We start from the raw sequence: 21,230 nt of genomic DNA, 5'->3' as shown, positions 1-21,230 counted from the left end.
AAAATTAAAAGGATTAAAATGTTTAGAATAACACCAATAAAAAACGGACTTTGTGCAATAGACGGGATTTATGCAGACGGTGTAAATGCAGGATTCAAAAAAGATGGTTTTGATGTGGGATTTATAAGAAGTGAAAAAATCATGAATATAGCTTATTTATTTACTACAAACAAATTTCAAGCGGCGCCAGTTAAATATGTTTTAAACAAAAATATTGAAAAAACAAATTTTATTCTGGCAAATTCAAAAAATGCAAACGCCTTAACCGGGGAAGAGGGAATTAATGACATTAAAGAGATTTTAAGTTTTTTAAATGAAAAAATAGATGCAATAAATCCTATAATGAGCTCAACCGGAGTAATTGGGGTAAAACTAAATAAAGAAAAAATAAAGAGTGCTATAGAAAAATTTGATTTTAATGCTAAAAATTCCAAGAATTTTGCAAAAGCAATAATGACCACAGACAGCTTTTATAAAGAAATAGCTTTTGAAGTAGAAGGAAATTTTGGAAAATTTAAAATTGCAGGTGTTGCCAAGGGAGCCGGAATGATAAACCCTGCAATGGCTACAATGCTTTGTTTTATAGTGACTGATGCAAATGTTCCCCGAGAAAAAATGAAAAAAATATTGAGTGAAATTAATGATAATACGTTTAACGCAATAAGTGTTGACGGGGATACATCCACTAACGACAGCGTTTTTTTAATGAGTACAAACGAGGGTGATTATGAAGAAGGGGCTTTTAGGGAAGCATTGAATCAGGTAATGCTAAAACTGGCAACTGATATTGTAAAAGATGGGGAGGGTGCTACAAAACTGGTGGCTTTTAATGTAAAAGGCGCTAAAAATAAATTGGAAGCCAAGATTGCCGCCAAAGCTCTTGCAAATTCGCTTCTTGTAAAAACGGCAATTTTCGGAGAAGACCCTAACTGGGGAAGAATTGCGTCAACAATTGGGGCAAGCGGGATCGAATGCGATGAAAACACTTTATCCATTGAAATAGGAGATGTTTTAATATATGATAAGGGGAAAAACTGTTTTGACAAAGTTACAGAAGAAAAAGCCCGTAAAGTTATGAAAAAAGATTCTTTTAAAATAGAAGTTGATATCGGAATAGGTGATGGCAAATTCAGGGCATTTGGCTGTGATTTGAGTTATGATTATGTAAAGATAAATGCGGAATACAGAACTTAATGTTCTTTTTCCAAAATTTTTAATGTTATAAAAAATAAAAGAGAAATTATAAACATAATAATACTTAAATGAAAAGCGGTATCTAAATCTCCGTTGAATACGCTTGTAAAAATTTCAAGTGAAACGGTATTTGTTTTAAACGGGATATTTCCTCCTAGCATTAAAGAAATACCGATTTCTGAAAATATTCTTGTTACGGATAAAATAACCGATACTAAAAATGTTTTTTTTATTCCGGGCAGAATTATAAATATAAATGTGTTTAACCTGCTTTTACCGCTTATATATGCAGCTTCTTTTATATTCATAGGATAATGTTTTATTGCTGAAATCACAGGTTTGGAATAAAGAGGAAGAGATGCAATAAAACCGGCCAAAATTAACGAATAAAAATTAAAAACAAGATTTATATTTAATTTTAACAGTGTTTGGCCTAAAACAGTGTTTTGTGAAAGAAAATATAAAAGTAAAAAACCTGTTACAATAGGCGGAAGGGCCAGGGGTAAATCAAGTATAAAAGAAAAAATTTTAGCGAAAAAGGAATGTGATTCCGCCAGATAAAAAGATATTAAACTTCCTATTGTAAGCAGCAGTATTAAATCTACCCCCAGCACTTTAAGCGTAAGAACAATTGAAAATATGGCTTCTTCGTTTAAATGCATATCCCCCTGCTTTTTAAATATTTTTTTATTTTTTCAGATTTTAAAAATTTAATAAAATCAACACACGTTTTACTTTTTTTTATTGATGAAAAACCTAAAATTATAGGTGTATAATTCTTTTTTATTTCAATATATGAATATTTGTTTTTTAAAAATAGTGCCATTACCTCATTTGCGACTGCACACTCTACTATATTCATCTGTAAATAATTAATTCCCTGAGGCATCATTGATACTGTTAATTCATTTATAGGATGAATATGAATATTTTTAAAAAATTCTTCTGCCCTGTTGCCATAAATAGTTCCTTTTGGATTAGGAACTGCAATTTTTGTTTGATTTAAATCGTCTAAATTTGTTTTTTTTCTGCAAATAATTGTTAAGTTGTCTTTACCAATAGGAATAAAAGAATTAAAACCGTTTTGTTTTAATGTTTCTTTTTCTCCGAATATCATAGAAATGTTTTTAAGTTTGGCATTTGCAATAAGCGTTCCCAGAGGGCCGTAAATTACAGTTATTTTTTCTTTGTGTATTAAATTGTATTGTTTTATTAAAGGTTTAAAGATTTCTTTATATCCACCGGTGATTCCTATAATACAGTTTGCAAAAATTTTTAATGAAATAATTAGTAAAATAAATTTTTTCATCTTTATCCTTTCGTTATATATTTATTTATATAACGTATTTTAAAATAATTTTTTTATTTTGTCAAGCAAATTTCAAATTTAATTGTATTTTTTTTATTTTTTGATATAATTTCAATCCATAATTATTCCGGCGTAGCTCAGTCGGTAGAGCAGACGGCTGTTAACCGTCGGGTCAGAGGTTCGAGTCCTCTCGCCGGAGCCATCATATAAATGAAAAAATTTTAAACAATTTTTATATTTAAGTGTCTGTCACTAATGCCGGCGTAGCTCAGTTGGCCAGAGCAGCTGATTCGTAATCAGCAGGTCGGGGGTTCGAATCCCGTCGCCGGCTCCATATATTGTTAAATTTTTAATATAATTATGTCTATGAAAAAAATATTTTTGGCTATTTTATTTTTAACCGGCTGCAGTGTTAGTGATTATCAAAATATTGCGTCCGTAGCAATTTCTAAAAATCCGAAGTCTGCGTTAAAGCATTATTTAATCAGGAAAAAAGATTATTATTTAACACATCCCCAGGCTCTTGCAAAAGATGTAAAAAGTTTTTTGTATCATTTTAATTTAGAAGTTAAAGAGTTTACAAAAGCAATTTCTATTTGGCAAAATCCAGAGAAGCCGACTATCAAAAAACTGGTTAAGTATTCAAATCATTACAGGGCAAGAGCTATTATTGATTTTGACAAAGGATTAGTAAGGGTTGAAACAATTGATAAAAATTATAAAAAAATTTTGCAAAAAGCTTTGGTTAACACAATGCTTATGCCAGATGACCCAAGAAGCGTAGATTTATTCAGTGATAAAATAGTTTTAAAAGGAAAACCTTTTCTGGCGGGTGAAATATATGATTTTGAAGGGAAACTGGTTTTATATAAATGGAGGGCAAACAGGTATTCCAGTTATTTAATAAGACATAATCTAAAAAGTTATGTATATAAAAATCAAAAAATTTATTATGTGTCATTCCCGTTAGTCAAAAACAGCGAAACTCTCAGGGCTAAAAAATATTTGCCTTTTATTAGAACCTATTCAAAAAAATATTCAATTTCTAAGAGTCTGATACTTGGAATTATTAAAACAGAAAGCGATTTTAACCCTTATGCTGTAAGTTATGTTCCAGCATTTGGACTTATGCAGATAGTTCCTACTACCGCGGGGGTTGAAGGTTATGAAAGAGCTTACGGATATAAACATATTCCAAGTAAAGAATTTTTATTTGTTCCTAAGAATAATATTAATATTGGAAGTGCATATTTAAATCTTTTATATTATAAATACCTTTCAAAAATAAAAAATCCCCTAAGCCGTGAATATATGATGATAGCTTCTTATAACAGCGGAATAGGTAATGTTTTAAGAGTATTCAATATAAGAAAAGACAGAGCGGTTGCTATTGCCAATTTACTTTCTCCAAATGAAGTTTATTATAGATTAATTCATAGATTACCTACAAGTGAGGGAAGAAATTATCTTCCTAAAGTATTAAAAAACAGAAATAAATTTATTGCATTATAATTTTAATTGAGAAAAGTAATTTAAAAAAATGGGCATTGACTAAATGGTAGAAATATACAAAAATAACTACAAAGATAAAAATATGACAGCTGAGAGCTTCATTTTACTAAAGCACCGCTCAAATTTTACTAAAAATTGCAAACAGCTACGCAGCCCTTACGGGTTAAGTGCAATTTTTTAAACGCAAAATTTTCGCTAAATTCCGCTACGCTGTCATATTTTTACTTTTCCGTTATTTAGTCAGTGTCAAAAAATGATATAATATTTAAAATAAAAAAAAGGGAAAAAAATGGAAAAAATAAACAATACCTTGGTAAAACTTGAGGATGCAATTAAAAATGCAGATGAAAAAAAAGTTACAAACATTTTAGATGAGCTTAAAAACAGTGTAAATTCAAAACTTGACAATGAAAAAATAAAAGAAATAAAAGCCAAACTCGAAGAAATATTAGAACAAACAAAGTCTCAAGCAAAAGAACATCCTGTTTTTTCAATAGCGGTAGCCGGTATTATAGGATTTTTGCTTGGCAGACTTAGTAAATGAATGATAAAAGAAGCAATATAATTGTTTCTATTTTAGAAGTTGTTTTATTATTAATTAGAAGTAATTTGTTATTTTCTTTTAAAGAAGAAATAAAAAAAGATACAGCACAATACTTAAATGCTGTGTTTATTGGAATTATCGGATTAATATTTTTTATTCTGTCTTTAATTTTTATAAGTTTCGGTGTATATGAATTTTTAAAACTTTTTATGAAAAGTTATTATGCTTTTTTAATTATAGGGGGATTTTATTTTTTTGTTTTTTTATGTCTTATTTTTACAATAAAAAAACGCCTTAAAGGCTGAGGTATTTTTCTATTCCGTCAGGTGATATTGTAACAATATTTCCGTTTAACTTTTTTGCTGCTAATATATTTGCGGCCGTTGAAATTCCCCCTGTAATTCCTAAATTCGGCAGTTTTTTCATATATTCAACCGCCTCATCACTTTTAATCAAAATCACATCATCAAGTAAGTTTAAATCAATTATTTTTGGTATAAACCCCGCTGCTATGCCCTGAATGTTATGTTTATTTATTGGTAAATTTTCATTTTTAAGTTTATTGTAAATCACAGGTGCTTCTTTTGGTTCAACAGCTATTATTTTAACTCCTAATGGTTTTAAAACTTTGGCAATACCTGTAATAGTTCCTCCGCTTCCGACACCTGCGACAAAATAATCTATTTTTTCAACCTGATTTAAAATCTCAAGTGCAGTTGAGTATTCATGTGAAAGAGCATTTAAGGGGTTATTAAACTGGTCTGTATAATAAGCATTATGTTTTTTTATGTATTCTTTTGCCTCTTTTATAGCATCAGCTATTGTGCCGTCCGTTAAAATTAAATTTGCCCCGTACATTTTTAATAGTTTTTGCCTTTCTATTGAAAAACTTTTCGGCATAAAAATAGTAGGCTTAATACCAAATTTTTTGGCATAAAAACTAAGGGCAATTCCGGTATTTCCGCTTGTAACTTCCACAATTTCCCTGAATCCTTTTGAAAAAGCGTCTTTTAACATAAAAAGAGCGGGTCTGTCTTTTATGCTGCCTGCCGGGTTTTTGTATTCAAGTTTGATTGAAATATTGTTTAGCTGAAAAATAGGTGTGTTAAACATGTTTGCTCCTTAAAAATAGAATTCCTATACTTGAAGAAATCAAAGTTATTACAAAAAATAAAAAGGCTGCTAAAATTCCCACTTCTGCATTTATTGGAAAATAATCTGAAGAATAAAGAAAAGTAAGTTCCCTTAAACCAACTCCACCGATTGAAATAGGAATTACGCTTACAACTGAAGAAATTAAAAACAAAATCCCGTAATCAATTAAATGAAGTTTTATGTTAAAACTTAGCATTATAAAAATAAAGCTTATTAACTGAAGGGATTGAATAATAAGTGAAAAAACAAATGTTTTTAAAAAACTTTTTTTAAATTCAATAAAAAGCAGTTTATGAATAAAATATAAAATAAAAGGGCTAATGACAAGAAGTATAATGGCATAAATAATAAACATATCAAATCTGCTGAAAAAAATTAAAACGGAAATAATAAAAAAAATTGCAAAAAGACCTGATATTCTGTCAATTAAAAGGGCTTTTATTATTTTTTTATATCCTACCTCAAAATTTTTTTGAAATTTATAAGCCTTATATGCGTCCCCTCCTATACCGCCCGGCAAAAGTATATTATAAAACATTCCGAGATAATATAAAATAAGCTGCGTTTTAAATGTTGGTGTTACGTTTATGTTTTTTAAATATGTGTGAACCCTCATAGCAGAAATAATTTGGGAGAGGTTAAAAGTAACAAATGCCAAAATCAGTAAAGTTGGGTGAATTAGCTTTATCTCTTTTAATTTATTAATATCAATTTTATTTACAATAATTATAAAAGCTGAAATAATAAAAATTATTTTTATTAGTAATTTAATTTTTTTCTTTAATTCTTTACTCACTACTCACTACTCACTGTTTTTACTATTTATTATTTCTTTTATAACATAAGGTTTTTTGTTTTGTGATTCATAATAAGTTCTTATCATAATTTCTGCTAAAAATCCTGTGGTAATTAATTGAATACCGGCAATAATAGATACGGTTCCTACCGTTAAAAGAGGCCTGTTGCCTATGCTTTCTCCAAATAGTTTCAAAATAAACAGATACAGGTCAATCAAGGCCCCCACACTAAACATTATAAAACCGATTGTCCCAAAAAAATGCATAGGCTTTTGTCCAAATCTCTGCATAAACACTAAATACATCAAATCGCTTATTACTTTAAAAATTCTGTTAAATCCGTATTTGCTTTTTCCAAATTTTCTTTCATGATGTCTAACAGGTACTTCTGTAATTTTTGCCCCATACATTTTAGCTAAAATGGGAATAAATCTGTGAAGTTCCCCATATAACTGGAGATTTTTTGCAACATCTTTTTTAAAGACTTTTAAAGTACATCCATAATCTGTAATATAAACGCCTGTTATTTTTCTAATAATTTTATTTGCGATTTTGCTTAAAAATTTTCTGACAGGTTCATCCTGTCTTTTTGCCCTTATACCGGCAATTACATCATAACCTTCGTTTAGTTTTTCAATCATCATAGGAATATCGTTTGGGTCATTTTGTAAATCTCCGTCAATTGTAACGATTACATCTCCGCTTGCCACTTCTATACCTGCGGCCATTGCAGATGTTTGGCCGTAGTTTCTGTTTAGAATAACAAGTTTTGTTTTATCGTTCATTCTTTTTTTAATTTCTTCTACAGTATTGTCTGTGCTTCCGTCATCCACTAAAATTAATTCGTAATCAAAGTCTTTTAGGGCTTTATCTACTTCTTCAATTAAATATTTTATATTTTCTTCTTCATTCATTAAAGGCACTACCACGGAAATTTTCATTAAAATCCCTTTTTTTATGATATTATATCAATTATGAAAAATTTAGTTAAATTTCTGTTTTTAATTTTTTGGAGTATACTTGTTTTAGTTGTTATGTGGCTTGGAGTTATCAGACAGGTTGGCAATTTTCATAAGGTAGCTGACGGAATTTACAGGAGTGCCCAGCTGTATGAATATGATTTTCCCAAATATTATAAAAAATACCGTTTTAAAACAATAATTAATTTAAGAGGAGCCCATCCTGATAAAAAGTGGTATAAATATGAAATAAAGTTTTGTAAAGAGCATAATATAACCCATATTGATTTTCAAATGAGCGATAAAGAGTTTCAATCACCTAAAAAAATAAATGAAGTTTTAAAAATTATAAAAAATGCTAAAAAACCTGTGCTGATTCACTGCAGGGCGGGGGCTGATAGAACGGGGCTTGTAAGTGCAGCCTATTTATATTTAATAGGTGAAAAAAATAATTCAATGTTAAGCCTTAAATACGGCCATTTTCCATACTTAGGCTCTCCTACAAAAGCTATGGATGAAAGCTATAAACAATGGAAAATGAGCGCAAATGAGCAAAGTAAATTAAGCTCACCTGGCTGTTTGAAAAACAGCCAGGTGGAAAATGATAAATGTTAAATTCTGGATTTTAAATTCATAATTCAACATTTATCATTTATTATTGTGTAGCCATAAATTAACGCTAAAATTTCTCATCCATTCAAATTTATGTAAATTGACCATTAAACCTCTAAATCTTGTTTGATGAATTTTCTCAATAAATTTCATAAATTTAAATTCTTTTAAAAATCTTTTATTCCACTGCTGTTTATAATTTTTTTGATTTATAATTGAATCTGCTAAGATTTTGGCTGAATGAATGGCATAATAAATTCCCTCAAAACTCATAGGCATTACCTGAGAAGCGGCATCTCCTACAAAATAGATATTATCTTTTTGAATAACAATATTTTCTTGCCAGGTTGGAATAAAATAGCCTTTTGGCTTAACTTCTATATTTAAAAATTTACAAAAATTATTAAAACTTGTTTTATCTACACTTCCTATATGCGTTTTGTTAATATGGGGAAATTCCCATGCATAATATTTGCCGCCTAAGGCTTCATCAAAATAAAATTCACAAGTTTCAATTTCTTTATCAATTTTTGCATAATGTGTTATTGTTTTTGGAATAGGAGGTAAGTTTATTGCACGTCTAACTGATGAATTAACTCCATCAGCTGCTATTAAAATATTGTAATCAAATAAAATTTTTTCTTTATTTATTTCAATTATAGCTTTTTTTTCTTTAAATCCTTTAAATTTTCCATAATATAATTTTGCACCTTCTTTTAGGGCAAGTTCTCTTAATGTTTTGTCAAATTCTGCTCTTTTTACAATTGCTAAATTTTCACCTTTTAAATCAATTTTTATTTTGGTGTTTTTATAATTCATATAAATATAATTTAATTTATGTTTTATTAAATTTTTTGGAATGTCCATTTCATCGAAAAGTTTTATTTTAGTCCCTCCTCCGCATGGTTTATCCCAATCCCTGTCTTGAATTAATGTAACATCATACTTTTTTGCTAAAAGTTTTGCGGCTGTCGCCCCGGCAGGCCCTCCTCCTATTATTAATGTTTTCACTTTTTAACTCCCAGTGCAATAAGTCCGTTTTTATAAATTATTTTATAACCTTTTGTTTTAGTTATTTTAAGAAGGGCAATTTCTCCTTTTTTGGGCTCTTTTGGTGTTATTTTATTAAAATAGACACTGAATGACGGTAAATCTGTTTTTAAATAAACTTTTTTAATATTATGTTTTTTAGCCCAAACAGCAGCTTCTTTTACAGGAATTGCTCTTGCGTGAGCATAAATCCATCCTACATAATTTAATATAAATATGCTTGCAAAGCCTAAAAAAATAATTTTAAACTCTTTCATTTTAATAAATGATAAAATAAGTAAAATTATAAAACTTAAAAAATAAAACCAGTCAAAATAAGGCTTGATTGCAGTATAAGCTAAATGCACTTCAGTGTTTTTAATGTTTTCCAGTACAAAAGGGAGAGCCAATAAAAGCAGAATAAATAAAATTAAAGGAAACGACAAATATATTTCTCTAATTTTATTTGTCATTAAAGCCATAAAAATAAAAAGCGGGGTATATCCGTAAATTACATAATGGGGTAATTTAGTCCCGGAAATTGAAAAAAACAAAAATACAAAGAAAAACCAGATACTGCCAAAAAGAGTAAAATCATTTTTTATTAAATTTTTTAATTTTATTAAATAAGTAATAAAAAGACTGCTCCAGGGAAGCAGTCCGATTAAAACAACAGGAATATAATAAAAATAGTTTCCCCTGTGATGCTCCATAGGCGATGTGAATCTGTGAATATTGTGTTTTAAAATAAATCCTTCAATAAATTTGTCTCCCGTTTGCATATATTCTGCCACGTACCACGGAAGTGCAATAATTAAAAAAATAATTATGCCTTTTATATTAAAAACCATTTTAAAAAATTCTTTAATTTCTTTTTTTATTAACATATAAATAAAAGTGGCAACTAAAGGAATCATAATTGCAACCGGACCTTTAGTTAAAGTGCCAAATCCTATAAAGGCAAAAGCAAACAACAGATATTTTTCTTTTTTTTCTTTTAAATAAAGATAAATACTAAACATGGAAAAAGCTATAAACATATTAAGTAAACTGTCTGCAATAGCCGCTTTTGCAATTAGGCCAATCTGTAAGGTTGTAACCATTAAAAAACTGCTGATCAGCGCTGTTTTTTCATTATATATTTTTTTAGTAAAAAAATAAATTCCAAGAGCCCAAAAAGTGGCGGCAACAGCACTCGGTAGCCTAAAAGCAAATTCATTTATGCCAAAAATTTTAATGCTAATTAACTGCAGCCAGTAAATTAAAATAGGCTTGTCAAAACGGTATTCCCCGTTTAAAAATGTTGTAATGTAATTGTGGTTATGAAGCATCTCCCTTGTAGCTTCGCTAAAAGCACCTTCATCAAGGTTAAAAAGGGGAGTAAGGGAAAGTGTTAAGAAAAAATTAATCAGTATTGCTAAAAATAGCCAGAATTTAAACTGTTTTGTGTTCATTGATTTCTTTGTTTTTTGTAATTAAACGGATTTGTATGGTTATATTTTGTTTTTTTTATTACAACAAAAACTGAATTTTTATATAAAAGTTTGTAATCTTTTATTTTTCCTAAATTATCGGCAGTTGTAAAAATAGCATTTTCTTTTTTTGCTATTTCTTTTGCTTTGAAATAAGGCAGGGCATAATAAAAAATACATAAATAAAAATAAAAAAATATAACATACAAAATTCCTGTAATAACGGCAAAATGTGAATATTTTTTACTAAAACTTAAGAATAAAAACAAAATTAAAAATCCGTAATAAATTAAATTCATTTTGGGATAAATTACTAAGAATAAAACTTTCCAAAACGGAGAAAAATGGGAGAAAAAAATAGTAATAAATATCGGTATTAAAAATGCAATTGTAAAAAGAAGAAAAAATAATTTTTTACTACTGACTATTTTCACTATTCACCACTTTCACTATTAAATAGGAAATACCCTGATTTTATCTGTATTTAATCTTTTTCTAAGTGTTTCTTCAATGGCAAAAAGTGTCGCACCTCCGGCGCTGCTGCAGGCGGCACAGGCACCTCCGTATCTAATATATACATGTGTTTCCCCGTTGCTTTCCCTGACATCAAGAATTTCCGCCATTCCACCGTCAAAAGCAAGCATCGGCAAAATATCTTTTTTTATTACCTCTTCAATTGCTTCTATTTTTTCTTTTAAGTTCATTTCATCAAAATTTTTCATTAGAATCCTTTTTTTATTTATTAAAGAAAAAAATTAATCCATATCGTTTGGATCAAGCGGCGGGCGGTTGTCTTTTGGTGTTACAAGCCAAAAATGTCTTACTTCGCTTCTGAAGTTATCTAAAATAAATTTAGCTTTTTCACTTCCTGTGGCATTATAATATTCTATAAGTCTTTTTTTAAGATAAATTTTCGGTTTTTCGTTTTCATCTATATCTATTCTCCTGATTTCTATAAGTTCAGGGTTTATTTTATCTACAAAATCGTGATGTTTGTCATATACAAATGCCACTCCGCCGGTCATACCGGCACCGAAATTGATACCTGTTTTTCCTAAAATTATAACTTCCCCGCCTGTCATATATTCACAAGGATGATCTCCCGTTCCTTCCACTATTGCAACGGCTCCGGAATTTCTGACTGCAAATCTTTCACCTACAATACCCGCAATAAAGAGTTTTCCGGCAGTTGCCCCATAAAGGCATGTATTACCTGCCGCCGCCCCTTCTTTTTTAGGGGTAATTATAATTTTCCCCCCGGCCATGCCTTTACCTACATAATCGTTTGCAACTCCGTTTAGTTTCAATGTTACGCCCTTACTTAAAAATACCCCAAAACTTTGCCCTGCTACACCTTTTAATTCAAAAATAATAGAATCGTCATTTAAACCGTTGTCACCGTAATATTTTGCTATTACACCGCTTATTCTTGCCCCGAAACTTCTGTTTAAATTAATGATTTTTGCTTTTACCACAGATTTATGGTTTGGATTTTTAATTGTTTCTATTACTTTATTTAGTAATTCTTTTTCAAACTCGTTTTTATCAAACGGAACGTTTTCTTTTTGTTTTGTGTTTAAACCTTCTACTTTTCTAAAGAGTGCTGAAAAATCAAATTTTTTAGCTTCTGGAATGTCTTTTATTTTTATTAAGTCGTTTCTGCCTATTATTTCATCCAAACTTTTGTATCCCATTTTTGCCAGATGTTCTCTAACATCTTCGGCAAGATTAAGTAAATATTTTTTTACTTTATCAACATTGCCTTTAAATTTAGCCCTGTAATCGGGATTTTGAGTAGTAATACCTACCGGACATTTATTTGTCTGACAGCTTCTGCAAAATATGCAATCAACCGCCATTAACAAACTTGTACCAAACGCATAATATTCCGCTCCCAAAAGGGCAGCGAATATTACATCTTTTCCAATTTTTAATCCTCCGTCTGTCTCCAGAGAAACAAATTCCCTTAATTGGTTTTCTTTTAATGAATTGTGGGCTTCTATCAAGCCGATTTCCCATGGGTTGCCGGCATGTCTTATAGATGTTAGAGGGGCGGCACCTGTTCCGCCTTCGCTTCCGCTTATTACTATTTTATCGGCATATGCTTTGGCTACCCCGGCGGCAATAGTCCCTACCCCGGCGGTTGAAACTAATTTTACGCTGATTGTGGCTGTTGGGTTAATCTGTTTTAAATCAAATATAAGCTGAGCCAAATCTTCAATTGAGTAAATATCATGATGCGGAGGAGGTGAAATTAATGTTTTACCAGGTGTGGTGTGTCTTAGTTTGGCAATATATGTAGAAACTTTAAAGCCCGGCAGCTGTCCTCCTTCACCTGGTTTTGCACCCTGGGCCACTTTTATCTGAATTTCTTCGGCATTGACCAGATATTCAGGCGTTACACCGAATCTTCCTGATGCAACCTGGCGAATTTTACTTTGTTTTATTGTTTTATTTCTTTTTTTATCTTCCCCTCCTTCACCGGAATTGCTTTTAGCTCCGAGTTCATTCATAGCCTGGGCAATTATTTCATGGGCTTCGGGACTTAATGCTCCTATACTCATAGCTGCGCCTATAAACCTTTTAACAATATTCTGGGCACTTTCCACTTCATTAATTGAAACCGGCTTTTTATCTGAATTTATGTCAAGGAAATCTCTTATATATGTCGGCCGTCTGTTTTCAACTAATTTTTTAAATTCTTCATAATCCTTTTTTTCTCCGCTTAACATTCTTTTGAATGTTTTGGTCAGCTCCGGAGTTATTTCATGGTATTCTCCGTTTCGTCTGTATTTTATAACTCCTCCGGCATCGAGTTTGTCTTCTTCAAATGCTTTTTTGTGACGGATATTAATTTTCTCTTCTATATCTTTATATGTTAATCCAGAAAGCAGGGTTTTGCTTCCTATAAAGCACTCTTTTGTAATTTCTTCGCTTAAGCCGATTATATCCATTAGGGCAGAATTTCTGTAACTTGCAATTGTGGAAATTCCCATTTTTGACATTATTTTTAAAATACCTTTATTAAGTGCCGAATGAACGTTAAATAAAGCGTCTTCCCTGTCTATGTTTTCTTCTTTTGCTATTTGGGTAACTGTTTTAAACAGTAAATACGGATAAATGGCGCTTGCCCCATACGCTATCAGTACAGCCGCATCATGAGGGTTTGTAATTTCATTTGTAATAGCCACTATGCTTGTAAGATGTCTTAATTTGTTATCCAGAAGTTTTTTATGGAGTCTGCCGATTACCATGGCCATCGGTATGGCTTTGTGGTCTTTATCTATATTTCTGTCGTCAAGAAAAATGATTCTAACACCGTTTTTTACGTCTTTTACTATTTTATCTGTTAATTTTTCAAGAGTCTCTTTTAAATTTTTTTTAAACAGTGTTGAATAAAAGGCGTTTTTATAGTCACTTTCAAATTTAGGTGAATTTTCGTCACCGAAGCTTTTTAATACTTCAAGCTTTGTCTGGGTGAGAATAGGAGAGGTTGTTTTTACCCTTTTTGCATGCTCCGGTGCTTCATCCAAAATATTGTGAACTTCTCCAAAACCTGTGTTTAAACTCATTACGATTTTTTCTCTTAATGAATCAATAGGAGGGTTGGTTACCTGGGCAAATTTTTGTCTGAAGAAGTCGTTAAAACTTCTAAAAGGATAATCGCTAAAACATGCAAGAGGCGAGTCGTCTCCCATACTTCCGGTAGGCTCTTTTGCATCACTCATCATAGGTTTTATTACCAAATTTATAATTTCTTTGGTTATTCCGGCGTATCTTTGTTTATAAACCAAATCGTTTAAATTGATATTTTCGTCTATACTGTATGGATTTTCAATATATTCCTGAAGATAAATCATATTTTCATTAAGCCATTTTGTATAAGGATTGCTTGATTTAAGATATTCGTCTATATCTTTATTTTTAAGCACTACTCCAAATTTTGTATCAACTCCAATCATCTGGCCGGATTGAAGTCTTCCTCTTTCTACTATTTCTGTATCGTTCAAATCAAGTACCCCGTATTCACTTGCTATTAAAATTCTGCCGTCTTTTGTGATTGTATATTTTGCTGGTCTGAGCCCGTTTCTATCAAGTACTACGGCAATATATCTCCCGTCGCTCACACTGATAGCGGCAGGTCCGTCCCATGCTTCAAAACGTGTTGAAAAATATTCATAAAACGCTTTTAATTCGCTGTCAAGATAAGGGGCGTTTTGCCAAGGCATTGGAATTAGCGCCCTTACAGCCTTGAAAAAATCCATTCCGTTCATTATTAAAAATTCCATCATCCTGTCAAGTGAGCTTGAATCACTTTCATCGAATCTTATTACCGGAAGGAGCTTTTGTAATTCTTCTTTGCTGAATACATCCGATTTTACTGATTCGCTTTTAATCAGCGTGTTTATTCTGTTGGCCTGTATTGAATTTATTTCACCGTTATGGGCTATAAATCTGAAAGGCTGTGCCAGTCTCCATTCCGGCAGGGTGTTTGTAGAAAATCTTTGATGAAACAAAGCAAAATAAATTTCAAAATCCTTATCTGCCAAATCAGGATAAAATTCTTTTAAATAATTTGGCATTAAAAGACCTTTATAAACCACTTTTTTGCTTGAAAAAGAAGGAATGTAAAATTCTTTGTCTTCTATAAAATTTTCTATCTCTTTTCTTGTCAGATATAAAAGTTCTTCGAATCTTTTTATTGCTATAATGGAATTTGGAATTATAAATGCATGATAAATCTTAGGAAGGGTTTTTAAGGCAAATTCCCCCAAAACTTCAATATTTATAGGTACTTCTCTCCAAAGAGCCACCTTTAAATCATTTTTTTCGCATATTTCTTCCACTGTTGTTTTTTGATTTTCATTTTTTAAAAAAATTACGCCTATACCAAAATTTTCAGGTAAGTCTATACCGTTTTCTTTTGCTATCTTTTTAAAAAATTTTTCAGGCATTGAAAAAAGAAGTCCACTGCCGTCACCGCTTTTTCCATCAGCTGCAATAGCACCCCTGTGCATCATTCTTTCAAGTGAAATTAGTGCGTCATTTACTAATTTATGAGAAGTTTTTCCTTTAATATTGGCTATTACTCCGAAGCCACAGTTGTCTTTAAATTCTAATCCTGACATATATTTCCTTTTAAGAGGTTATTTATCCTAATTTTATAATTTCTAATTATAGCATATTTTTAACGCTCTTTTTGATATAATTTTTTTATGAGAGGCTTAATATTAAACACAGTGAGGGTAAGAGACGAAGATTTAATTGTAAAAATTATAACAAATACTGAAGTGCTGAGTTTGTACAGATTTTACGGTGCGAGACATTCTTATATAAATAGTGGTTTTTTTATAGATTTTGTTGTAGAAGAAAATTATAAAAGCACTATAAAAAGATTAAGAAATGTGGCTCAGATTCCTTTTAAATTTTTATTCGAAAGGGAAAAACTGTTTTATTTTAAAGAATATGTAAGACTTTTAAATATTCATTTTACAGATGTAAGCAGGGTTGATAATTTTTATTATGATTCATTGTTTCGATTGGCCGAATCTCTGCATCAAAGAGATGCAAAAAGGGCAATAATCGAACATTATGCGGGATTGCTTGAAAAAGAGGGGAGACTCTATAAAGACAAAAACTGTTTTTTGTGCGAAAAAAAAGTTGATAAAAAAATTGCGCTTGCAAGAAGTTTTTTAGTGGCCCACGAAAAATGTATTATGTCCGACGGTTTTGACGCGGAAAAAATAGATATATTGTTTAACGAAAAAAAAACTATCCTTTTTTCTGACGAAGAAATAGAAAAACTCTGGAAAATATTATCTCTTGGAATATAAAAAAGTGAGTGGTGAGTAGTGAGTGGTGAGTAGTGAGTGGTGAAAAATGATGCCTAATGTTTAATTAAAATAATAATTTAGCATTTAACATTTATCTAATTATTACTGTTTTAATTTCTGTCATATCCTCAATTGCAAACTTAGGACCTTCCCTTCCAATACCTGAGAGTTTAACCCCTCCATAAGGCTGGATGTCAAATCTTAATGTCGGAATGTCGTTGATTATTACGCCTCCGGCTTCAAAATCGTTGATTGCTTTTTGCATCAAATCTATTCTGTTGGTAAAAATTGAATATTGCAGACCGTAAGGTGAGTTGTTTATTTTATTTAAAGCTTCTTCATAACTTTTGACTTTTACTAAACTGACAATTGGGGCAAACACTTCTTCGCAGATTATATTCATATCATCCGTTACATCTGCTAAAATGGTAGGAGTTAAAATGTTCCCCTCCCTTTTTCCTCCGGAAATTATTCTCGCACCTTCTTTAACTGCGGAATTTATCCATCTCTCAGCCCTGATTGCCGCATCTTCATTAATTAAAGGCCCCATAAATGTATCTTCTTCAAAAGGATTGCCGACTTTTAATTTAGCCGCCTCAACTGCCAGTTTTTGGGCAAATTCTTCGTAAATTTCGCTATCTACATAAATTCTCTGAAGTGAAATACATACCTGACCTGAGTTTGCAAAAGCCCCTATTGCACATCTTTTTGCCGCCCAGTCAAGGTCAGCCGAATTTTCTACAAATGTTGCTGCGTTTCCGCCGAGTTCAAGTGTTATTTTTTTGATTCCGGCATTTTGTGTAATTATTTTTCCTACAGGAACGCTTCCTGTAAAGCTTATTTTTCTCGGAACTCCACTTTTAATAAGAGTACTTCCAACTTCGGCATCTCCGTAAACTACACTTAAGGCATCTTTAATTGCATATTTACTTTCAATAAAAAGTTTTGCAAATGCATAGGCTGTATATGGAGCTTCCGGAGTCGGTTTTAATACCACACTGTTTCCGGAGATGAGGGCAGGGGCAATTTTGTGGGCTACAAGATTAAGAGGAAAATTAAATGGTGTTATCGCAACTACCACCCCAAGCGGGACTCTTTTATAAAATGATGTAGTTTTAACACCGCTAAAAGTTGCATCTGTGGGAATTGTTTCTCCGACAATATCGTAAGCCGCAGCAGCTGTTATTTTTAAATTTTCAATGCACCTGGTTACTTCCACCTTTGCCTGCGAAATCGGTTTTGCAACTTCAAGGGTGATGTATTGTGCAAATTCTTCTTTTTGCTCTTCAAGTTTTTTTGCAACATCTTCAATCCAGGCGATTCTTTGTGCCAAAGAGGAGTTTTTTGTTTTATCAAATGCATTTTTTGCTGTTTCAAGGGCTCTTTTTGCATCTTCAGGGGCGCATTTAATATATTTTGTAGTTACCTGTTTGAGATACGGGTTGATAATTTCTCCGATTTCTCCGTCTTCTTCATTTGAGCCTATAAGTTTTTTTGCAATAAAATCTTGTTTTTTTGTGTTAAATATTTCCGAAAATCTTTCCAAGAAACCCATTGTTTTTCCTTTTTGTATTAATTATAGCAAATTTATGATAAAATATCGCTAAAAAAGGCTAAAAATGAACGAAGCAAAATACATATGGATGGATGGAAATTTTGTTCCATGGAATGAGGCAAAAGTACATGTTTTAACTCATACACTTCATTATGGAAACGGAGTTTTTGAAGGAACCAGGGCTTATCAAACCGAAGACGGACTTGCTATTTTCAGACTTCAGGACCACACAAAAAGGCTGTTAAATTCTGCTAAAATAGTAAAAATTGATGTGCCTTTTACCCAGGAAGAATTGGAAGATGCCCAGATAGAACTACTTAGAAAAAACGATTTTAAAGAAAATGTTTATATAAGACCTTTGATTTTTCTTGGTTACGGAAAAATGGGACTTTATCATATAGGAGCTCCTGTAAGGGTTGCAATTGCCGCATGGGAATGGGGTGCATATCTCGGTGAAGAAGGGTTGGAAAACGGAATCAGGGTTAAGATTTCTTCTTTAGTAAGAAACTCTGTAAAATCAATGTTTGGAAAAGCTAAAGCTGCCGCTAATTATCTAAATTCTCAAATGGCAAAATATGAAGCGGTTGAATGCGGATATGAAGAGGCTTTAATGCTTGATGAGGAAGGATTTGTCGCTGAAGGAAGCGGGGAATGCTTTTTTATTGTAAGAGACGGTGTTTTAATAACCCCTCCAAATGACAATTCTCTTGAAAGTATTACCCAGGCGACTGTTTTGGAACTTGCCCGTGAAAGAGATATTCCAATTCAGAGAAGAAGAATAACAAGAGATGAGGTTTATATCGCTGACGAGGCGTTTTTTACCGGAACCGCCGCAGAAGTTACTCCCGTAAAAGAAGTTGACGGAAGAATTATAGGCAGCGGTAAAAGAGGGGAAATTACAAAAGAATTACAAGAAGCGTATTTTGATGTAGTTTATGGAAAAGATAAAGGCTACAAACATTATTTGACGCTTATTGAAGGATAATTATGCCTGCTGATTTAAATGATTGGATGAATAAAAACAATAACAAAAAACCGGGTTTCGAACCTCCGAAGTTTGAACCTCCGAAATTTATAAAAGGAGGCAGCGGTCTCGCTTTAATAATAATAGGGATAATCATTGTTTTTGGAATTTTATTCAGACCTTGGATTATTGTAAACGAAGGAGAAATCGGTATTTTGTCCACGACAGGAAAATTTTCCAAAGAGCCGCTATATCCCGGAATGCATTTTTATGTCCCTGTTATTCAAAAGGTGATTATTGTAGATACCAAGGTTCATATGATAAGTTATAAAAGAATACAAGAAGCCGGAACTATGCCCGACAGATACGGAACAATAAAAGTTTATCCCGCTATTAACGTGCTTGATGCAAGAGGTTTGCCTATTACGGTTGAACTTTCTGTCAGTTACAGGATAAACCCCGATGAAGCGGCTTACACCATAAAAACATACGGTCTGAACTGGGAAGATAAAATAATTAATCCTATAGTAAGAGATGTGGTAAGAAATGTAATAGGAAAATACCCGGCCGAAGATTTACCTGTAAAAAGAAATGAAATTGCCATGCAGATAGAAACACAAATAAGAGACACGTTAAATAAAATAGACCATAAACCTGTTATTTTTGAAAGTTTTCAATTAAGGGATATTGTTTTGCCTGAAAATATAAGAAAACAGATAGAAAGGGTTCAAATTGCAAAACAAGAATCCGAAAGGGCAAAATATGAAGTGTTAAGAGCCGAGCAGGAAGCCCAGAAACAAGCGGCAATAGCCCAGGGTAAAGCCAATGCGGCAAAAATAGAAGCCCAGGGGAAAGCTGATGCAAAACTTATTGAAGCCAGCGCTGAAGCAAAAGCAAATATAATTATTTCTAAATCACTTACAAATAATTTGTTAAAACTTAAAGAAATAGAAGTTCAGGGCAAATTTAACGATGCGCTTAAAGTCAATCCTAATGTAAAGATATTCTTAACCCCTGGTGGGGCAGTTCCTAATATATGGATGAATATCGATGATAAAAAAAAGGCTTTGAGTAATGGTAAATAAAGTTGATTTTGAAAAAAACGGGGGGCTTGTGCCTGTAATAGTTCAGGAAGCGGATACAAATGAGGTTTTAATGCTTGCGTATATGAATAAAGAAGCGCTTGAACTTACCCAAAAAACAGGGTTTGCCCACTATTTTTCCCGATCAAGAAATAAACTCTGGAAAAAAGGGGAAAGCAGCGGCAATACCCAGGAAGTTAAAGAAATTTTGCTTGACTGTGACAATGATACACTTTTACTTAAAGTGAAACAAAACGGAGTTGCCTGTCATACAGGCAGGAAATCATGTTTTTTTACCAAATTGGACAGCGGTGAAATAATACTCGACAAAGAGGAAGAAATAGAGTATAATTTCACAGATAAGCTTTATCATACTTTACTTGATAGAAAAAACGCTTCGCCCAAAACTTCTTATGTAGCCTCTTTATACAAAAAAGGTGAAAACACAATACTTAAAAAAGTTGTTGAAGAAGCAGGTGAATTTTGTTTTGCTATTAAAGATGATAAAAAAGATGAAATAATTTATGAAGCTGCTGATTTGGCTTTTCATGCTTTAGTGGCTCTGGCGTATAAAAATATACATCCGGAGGCTATTTTGGAAGAGCTGAAAAGAAGAGAAGGCGTAAGCGGTATAGAAGAAAAAAGGAACCGAAAAAAATGATTCCCTATTTTACATTTCTTCACTGGCTGAGCCTGGCTTTTTTTTTAATTTTATTTATATTTTTGACTTTTTTATCCATTAAAGCTGCCGGTAATAAAACCGGGCTTGTTATAAGTATGATATTTGCTTCTTTTTTGGTTACGTCTTTTGGTGCGGTACTTAGTATTATTATTTTGGAAAAATATACCAAAAAAGCCGAACTGATTGATGTTAGAAACAGAAGAGTGCTTATCAATGAAACGTTAGTAGTTAAAGGTAAAGTTAAAAATATAGGTAAATTTAAAATAAATTATTGCAAGCTTGAAATAAAACTTGTAAATAACGGATGGGGCGGAAAGGTTCCAAAAGGAACTTTTTTTAAACCTGGAGGCCTTAGTATATTTGGAGCAAAAGAAAAACAGCAGCAAAAGCCAAATACTATTAAAGCGACAAGAATAATTGTAAAAAATTTGATTCCCGGAGAGATTAAAAATTTTTCTGCCATTGTGCCTTATCCTCCCTATTTTACAAACACCTATATTAATTATAAGTTGTATTGTCATTAAAAATAA

21 protein-coding genes and 2 tRNA genes are annotated in these 21,230 nt (G+C 31.8%); 12 read left to right on the top strand and 11 right to left on the bottom strand.

What is annotated here, in order from left to right; genetic code table 11:
- The first annotated feature begins 18 nt into the window (after positions 1-18).
- A complete protein-coding gene (argJ, locus tag DZ68_RS0103585; protein ID WP_024790728.1) occupies positions 19-1,194 on the top strand; it encodes a bifunctional glutamate N-acetyltransferase/amino-acid acetyltransferase ArgJ in 1,176 nt (391 codons plus the stop codon).
- Here the strand turns inward: argJ and DZ68_RS0103580 are convergent.
- On the bottom strand, positions 1,191-1,856 hold the full coding sequence (locus DZ68_RS0103580) for a molybdenum ABC transporter permease (protein ID WP_024789480.1): 666 nt from the start codon (positions 1,854-1,856) through the stop codon (positions 1,191-1,193). The two genes, argJ and DZ68_RS0103580, sit on opposite strands and share 4 nt — an antisense overlap.
- Complete coding sequence (locus DZ68_RS0103575; RefSeq protein WP_024787282.1) at positions 1,847-2,503, bottom strand: substrate-binding domain-containing protein; 657 nt, start codon at positions 2,501-2,503, stop codon at positions 1,847-1,849. The genes DZ68_RS0103580 and DZ68_RS0103575 overlap by 10 nt, the downstream gene beginning before the upstream one ends.
- A 126-nt stretch (positions 2,504-2,629) precedes the next feature.
- On the opposite strand from DZ68_RS0103575, the gene DZ68_RS0103570 reads away from it, so the two are divergent.
- The 5 genes from DZ68_RS0103570 (at position 2,630) to DZ68_RS0103550 (ending at position 4,864) form a co-directional block, all read left to right on the top strand.
- Positions 2,630-2,705, top strand: a tRNA-Asn gene (locus DZ68_RS0103570).
- A gap of 55 nt (positions 2,706-2,760) precedes the next feature.
- Positions 2,761-2,837 (top strand) — tRNA-Thr (locus DZ68_RS0103565).
- Between the two features lie 32 nt (positions 2,838-2,869).
- Positions 2,870-4,015: a murein transglycosylase domain-containing protein gene (locus DZ68_RS0103560; RefSeq protein ID WP_024787281.1), complete on the top strand. Its 1,146-nt coding sequence runs from the start codon at positions 2,870-2,872 to the stop codon at positions 4,013-4,015.
- Between the two features lie 289 nt (positions 4,016-4,304).
- The gene (locus DZ68_RS0103555) at positions 4,305-4,559 is read left to right on the top strand and encodes a hypothetical protein (RefSeq protein WP_024787280.1); all 255 of its coding nucleotides are present in this window, start codon (positions 4,305-4,307) and stop codon (positions 4,557-4,559) included.
- Positions 4,556-4,864 (top strand): phage holin family protein, encoded by a 309-nt coding sequence (locus tag DZ68_RS0103550; RefSeq protein WP_024787279.1) that lies wholly within the window; start codon positions 4,556-4,558, stop codon positions 4,862-4,864. The genes DZ68_RS0103555 and DZ68_RS0103550 overlap by 4 nt, the downstream gene beginning before the upstream one ends.
- Here DZ68_RS0103550 and DZ68_RS0103545 read toward each other — a convergent pair.
- Genes DZ68_RS0103545 through DZ68_RS0103535 form a run of 3 tightly spaced genes read right to left on the bottom strand, consistent with a single transcriptional unit; the run spans position 4,854 to position 7,452 of the window.
- The gene (locus DZ68_RS0103545; RefSeq protein WP_024787278.1) at positions 4,854-5,672 is read right to left on the bottom strand and encodes a PLP-dependent cysteine synthase family protein; all 819 of its coding nucleotides are present in this window, start codon (positions 5,670-5,672) and stop codon (positions 4,854-4,856) included. The two genes, DZ68_RS0103550 and DZ68_RS0103545, sit on opposite strands and share 11 nt — an antisense overlap.
- Positions 5,665-6,510, bottom strand: coding sequence for a lysylphosphatidylglycerol synthase transmembrane domain-containing protein (locus DZ68_RS0103540; RefSeq protein ID WP_024790727.1), 846 nt, complete (start codon positions 6,508-6,510; stop codon positions 5,665-5,667). The genes DZ68_RS0103545 and DZ68_RS0103540 overlap by 8 nt, the downstream gene beginning before the upstream one ends.
- 6 nt (positions 6,511-6,516) lie before the next feature.
- Positions 6,517-7,452, bottom strand: a complete 936-nt coding sequence (locus DZ68_RS0103535) for a glycosyltransferase family 2 protein (RefSeq protein WP_024787275.1) — start codon at positions 7,450-7,452, stop codon at positions 6,517-6,519.
- Positions 7,453-7,485: 33 nt separating this feature from the next.
- On the opposite strand from DZ68_RS0103535, the gene DZ68_RS09980 reads away from it, so the two are divergent.
- Positions 7,486-8,085, top strand: a complete 600-nt coding sequence (locus DZ68_RS09980) for a tyrosine-protein phosphatase (RefSeq protein WP_024790726.1) — start codon at positions 7,486-7,488, stop codon at positions 8,083-8,085.
- Positions 8,086-8,118: 33 nt separating this feature from the next.
- Here DZ68_RS09980 and DZ68_RS0103525 read toward each other — a convergent pair whose 3' ends face one another.
- From DZ68_RS0103525 to gltB, 5 genes are read right to left on the bottom strand one after another with little or no spacing between them, the layout of a single operon-like run.
- Positions 8,119-9,093, bottom strand: coding sequence for an FAD-dependent monooxygenase (locus DZ68_RS0103525; protein ID WP_024787273.1), 975 nt, complete (start codon positions 9,091-9,093; stop codon positions 8,119-8,121).
- Positions 9,090-10,565 carry a glycosyltransferase family 39 protein gene (locus DZ68_RS0103520; RefSeq protein WP_024790725.1) on the bottom strand — a complete coding sequence of 492 codons (1,476 nt, stop codon included), beginning with the start codon at positions 10,563-10,565 and terminating at the stop codon, positions 9,090-9,092. Before DZ68_RS0103520 ends, DZ68_RS0103525 begins: the two co-directional genes overlap by 4 nt.
- The gene (locus tag DZ68_RS0103515; protein WP_024787272.1) at positions 10,562-11,017 is read right to left on the bottom strand and encodes a hypothetical protein; all 456 of its coding nucleotides are present in this window, start codon (positions 11,015-11,017) and stop codon (positions 10,562-10,564) included. The genes DZ68_RS0103520 and DZ68_RS0103515 overlap by 4 nt, the downstream gene beginning before the upstream one ends.
- Before the next feature lie 18 nt (positions 11,018-11,035).
- Positions 11,036-11,305 (bottom strand): NifU family protein, encoded by a 270-nt coding sequence (locus DZ68_RS0103510; RefSeq protein ID WP_024787271.1) that lies wholly within the window; start codon positions 11,303-11,305, stop codon positions 11,036-11,038.
- 33 nt (positions 11,306-11,338) lie between these two features.
- On the bottom strand, positions 11,339-15,712 hold the full coding sequence (gltB, locus tag DZ68_RS0103505) for a glutamate synthase large subunit (protein WP_024787270.1): 4,374 nt from the start codon (positions 15,710-15,712) through the stop codon (positions 11,339-11,341).
- A gap of 87 nt (positions 15,713-15,799) precedes the next feature.
- Between gltB and recO the strand changes: the two genes are divergently transcribed.
- On the top strand, positions 15,800-16,417 hold the full coding sequence (gene recO / locus DZ68_RS0103500; RefSeq protein WP_024787269.1) for a recombination protein RecO: 618 nt from the start codon (positions 15,800-15,802) through the stop codon (positions 16,415-16,417).
- Between the two features lie 91 nt (positions 16,418-16,508).
- Here the strand turns inward: recO and DZ68_RS0103495 are convergent, their stop codons facing one another.
- A complete protein-coding gene (locus tag DZ68_RS0103495; protein WP_024787268.1) occupies positions 16,509-17,972 on the bottom strand; it encodes an aldehyde dehydrogenase family protein in 1,464 nt (487 codons plus the stop codon).
- A 64-nt stretch (positions 17,973-18,036) separates the two neighbouring features.
- Here DZ68_RS0103495 and DZ68_RS0103490 point away from each other — a divergent pair, with 64 nt between their 5' ends.
- The 4 genes from DZ68_RS0103490 to DZ68_RS0103475 are packed head-to-tail and all read left to right on the top strand — an operon-like array spanning position 18,037 to position 21,224.
- Positions 18,037-18,957 carry a branched-chain amino acid transaminase gene (locus DZ68_RS0103490; protein ID WP_024787267.1) on the top strand — a complete coding sequence of 307 codons (921 nt, stop codon included), beginning with the start codon at positions 18,037-18,039 and terminating at the stop codon, positions 18,955-18,957.
- Between the two features lie 2 nt (positions 18,958-18,959).
- The gene (locus DZ68_RS0103485; RefSeq protein WP_024790724.1) at positions 18,960-20,021 is read left to right on the top strand and encodes a prohibitin family protein; all 1,062 of its coding nucleotides are present in this window, start codon (positions 18,960-18,962) and stop codon (positions 20,019-20,021) included.
- Positions 20,011-20,679: a bifunctional phosphoribosyl-AMP cyclohydrolase/phosphoribosyl-ATP diphosphatase HisIE gene (gene hisIE / locus DZ68_RS0103480; RefSeq protein ID WP_024787265.1), complete on the top strand. Its 669-nt coding sequence runs from the start codon at positions 20,011-20,013 to the stop codon at positions 20,677-20,679. The genes DZ68_RS0103485 and hisIE overlap by 11 nt, the downstream gene beginning before the upstream one ends.
- Entirely contained in the window at positions 20,676-21,224 is a 549-nt protein-coding gene (locus DZ68_RS0103475) for a DUF2393 family protein (protein WP_024790723.1), read from the top strand. Before hisIE ends, DZ68_RS0103475 begins: the two co-directional genes overlap by 4 nt.
- Positions 21,225-21,230: the final 6 nt, after the last annotated feature.

The organism is Lebetimonas sp. JS085 (genome assembly GCF_000523295.1).
Lineage (GTDB): Bacteria > Campylobacterota > Campylobacteria > Campylobacterales > Nautiliaceae > Lebetimonas.
Note: the sequence above shows the minus strand (reverse complement) of the source record. Positions and strands in the feature narration are given on the sequence as shown.

Bases quoted from the DNA above. Each gene is read 5' to 3' on its own strand.
- DZ68_RS0103550 (WP_024787279.1), top strand. From the start codon at position 4,556: ATGAATGATAAAAGAAGCAATATAATTGTTTCTATTTTAGAAGTTGTT.
- DZ68_RS0103510 (WP_024787271.1), bottom strand. From the start codon at position 11,305: ATGAAAAATTTTGATGAAATGAACTTAAAAGAAAAAATAGAAGCAATT.
- DZ68_RS0103535 (WP_024787275.1), bottom strand. From the start codon at position 7,452: ATGAAAATTTCCGTGGTAGTGCCTTTAATGAATGAAGAAGAAAATATA.
- DZ68_RS0103490 (WP_024787267.1), top strand. From the start codon at position 18,037: ATGAACGAAGCAAAATACATATGGATGGATGGAAATTTTGTTCCATGG.
- recO (WP_024787269.1), top strand. From the start codon at position 15,800: ATGAGAGGCTTAATATTAAACACAGTGAGGGTAAGAGACGAAGATTTA.
- DZ68_RS0103520 (WP_024790725.1), bottom strand. From the start codon at position 10,565: ATGAACACAAAACAGTTTAAATTCTGGCTATTTTTAGCAATACTGATT.
- gltB (WP_024787270.1), bottom strand. From the start codon at position 15,712: ATGTCAGGATTAGAATTTAAAGACAACTGTGGCTTCGGAGTAATAGCC.
- DZ68_RS0103555 (WP_024787280.1), top strand. From the start codon at position 4,305: ATGGAAAAAATAAACAATACCTTGGTAAAACTTGAGGATGCAATTAAA.
- hisIE (WP_024787265.1), top strand. From the start codon at position 20,011: ATGGTAAATAAAGTTGATTTTGAAAAAAACGGGGGGCTTGTGCCTGTA.
- argJ (WP_024790728.1), top strand. From the start codon at position 19: ATGTTTAGAATAACACCAATAAAAAACGGACTTTGTGCAATAGACGGG.
- DZ68_RS0103575 (WP_024787282.1), bottom strand. From the start codon at position 2,503: ATGAAAAAATTTATTTTACTAATTATTTCATTAAAAATTTTTGCAAAC.
- DZ68_RS09980 (WP_024790726.1), top strand. From the start codon at position 7,486: ATGAAAAATTTAGTTAAATTTCTGTTTTTAATTTTTTGGAGTATACTT.
- DZ68_RS0103475 (WP_024790723.1), top strand. From the start codon at position 20,676: ATGATTCCCTATTTTACATTTCTTCACTGGCTGAGCCTGGCTTTTTTT.
- DZ68_RS0103495 (WP_024787268.1), bottom strand. From the start codon at position 17,972: ATGGGTTTCTTGGAAAGATTTTCGGAAATATTTAACACAAAAAAACAA.
- DZ68_RS0103560 (WP_024787281.1), top strand. From the start codon at position 2,870: ATGAAAAAAATATTTTTGGCTATTTTATTTTTAACCGGCTGCAGTGTT.
- DZ68_RS0103485 (WP_024790724.1), top strand. From the start codon at position 18,960: ATGCCTGCTGATTTAAATGATTGGATGAATAAAAACAATAACAAAAAA.
- DZ68_RS0103545 (WP_024787278.1), bottom strand. From the start codon at position 5,672: ATGTTTAACACACCTATTTTTCAGCTAAACAATATTTCAATCAAACTT.
- DZ68_RS0103580 (WP_024789480.1), bottom strand. From the start codon at position 1,856: ATGCATTTAAACGAAGAAGCCATATTTTCAATTGTTCTTACGCTTAAA.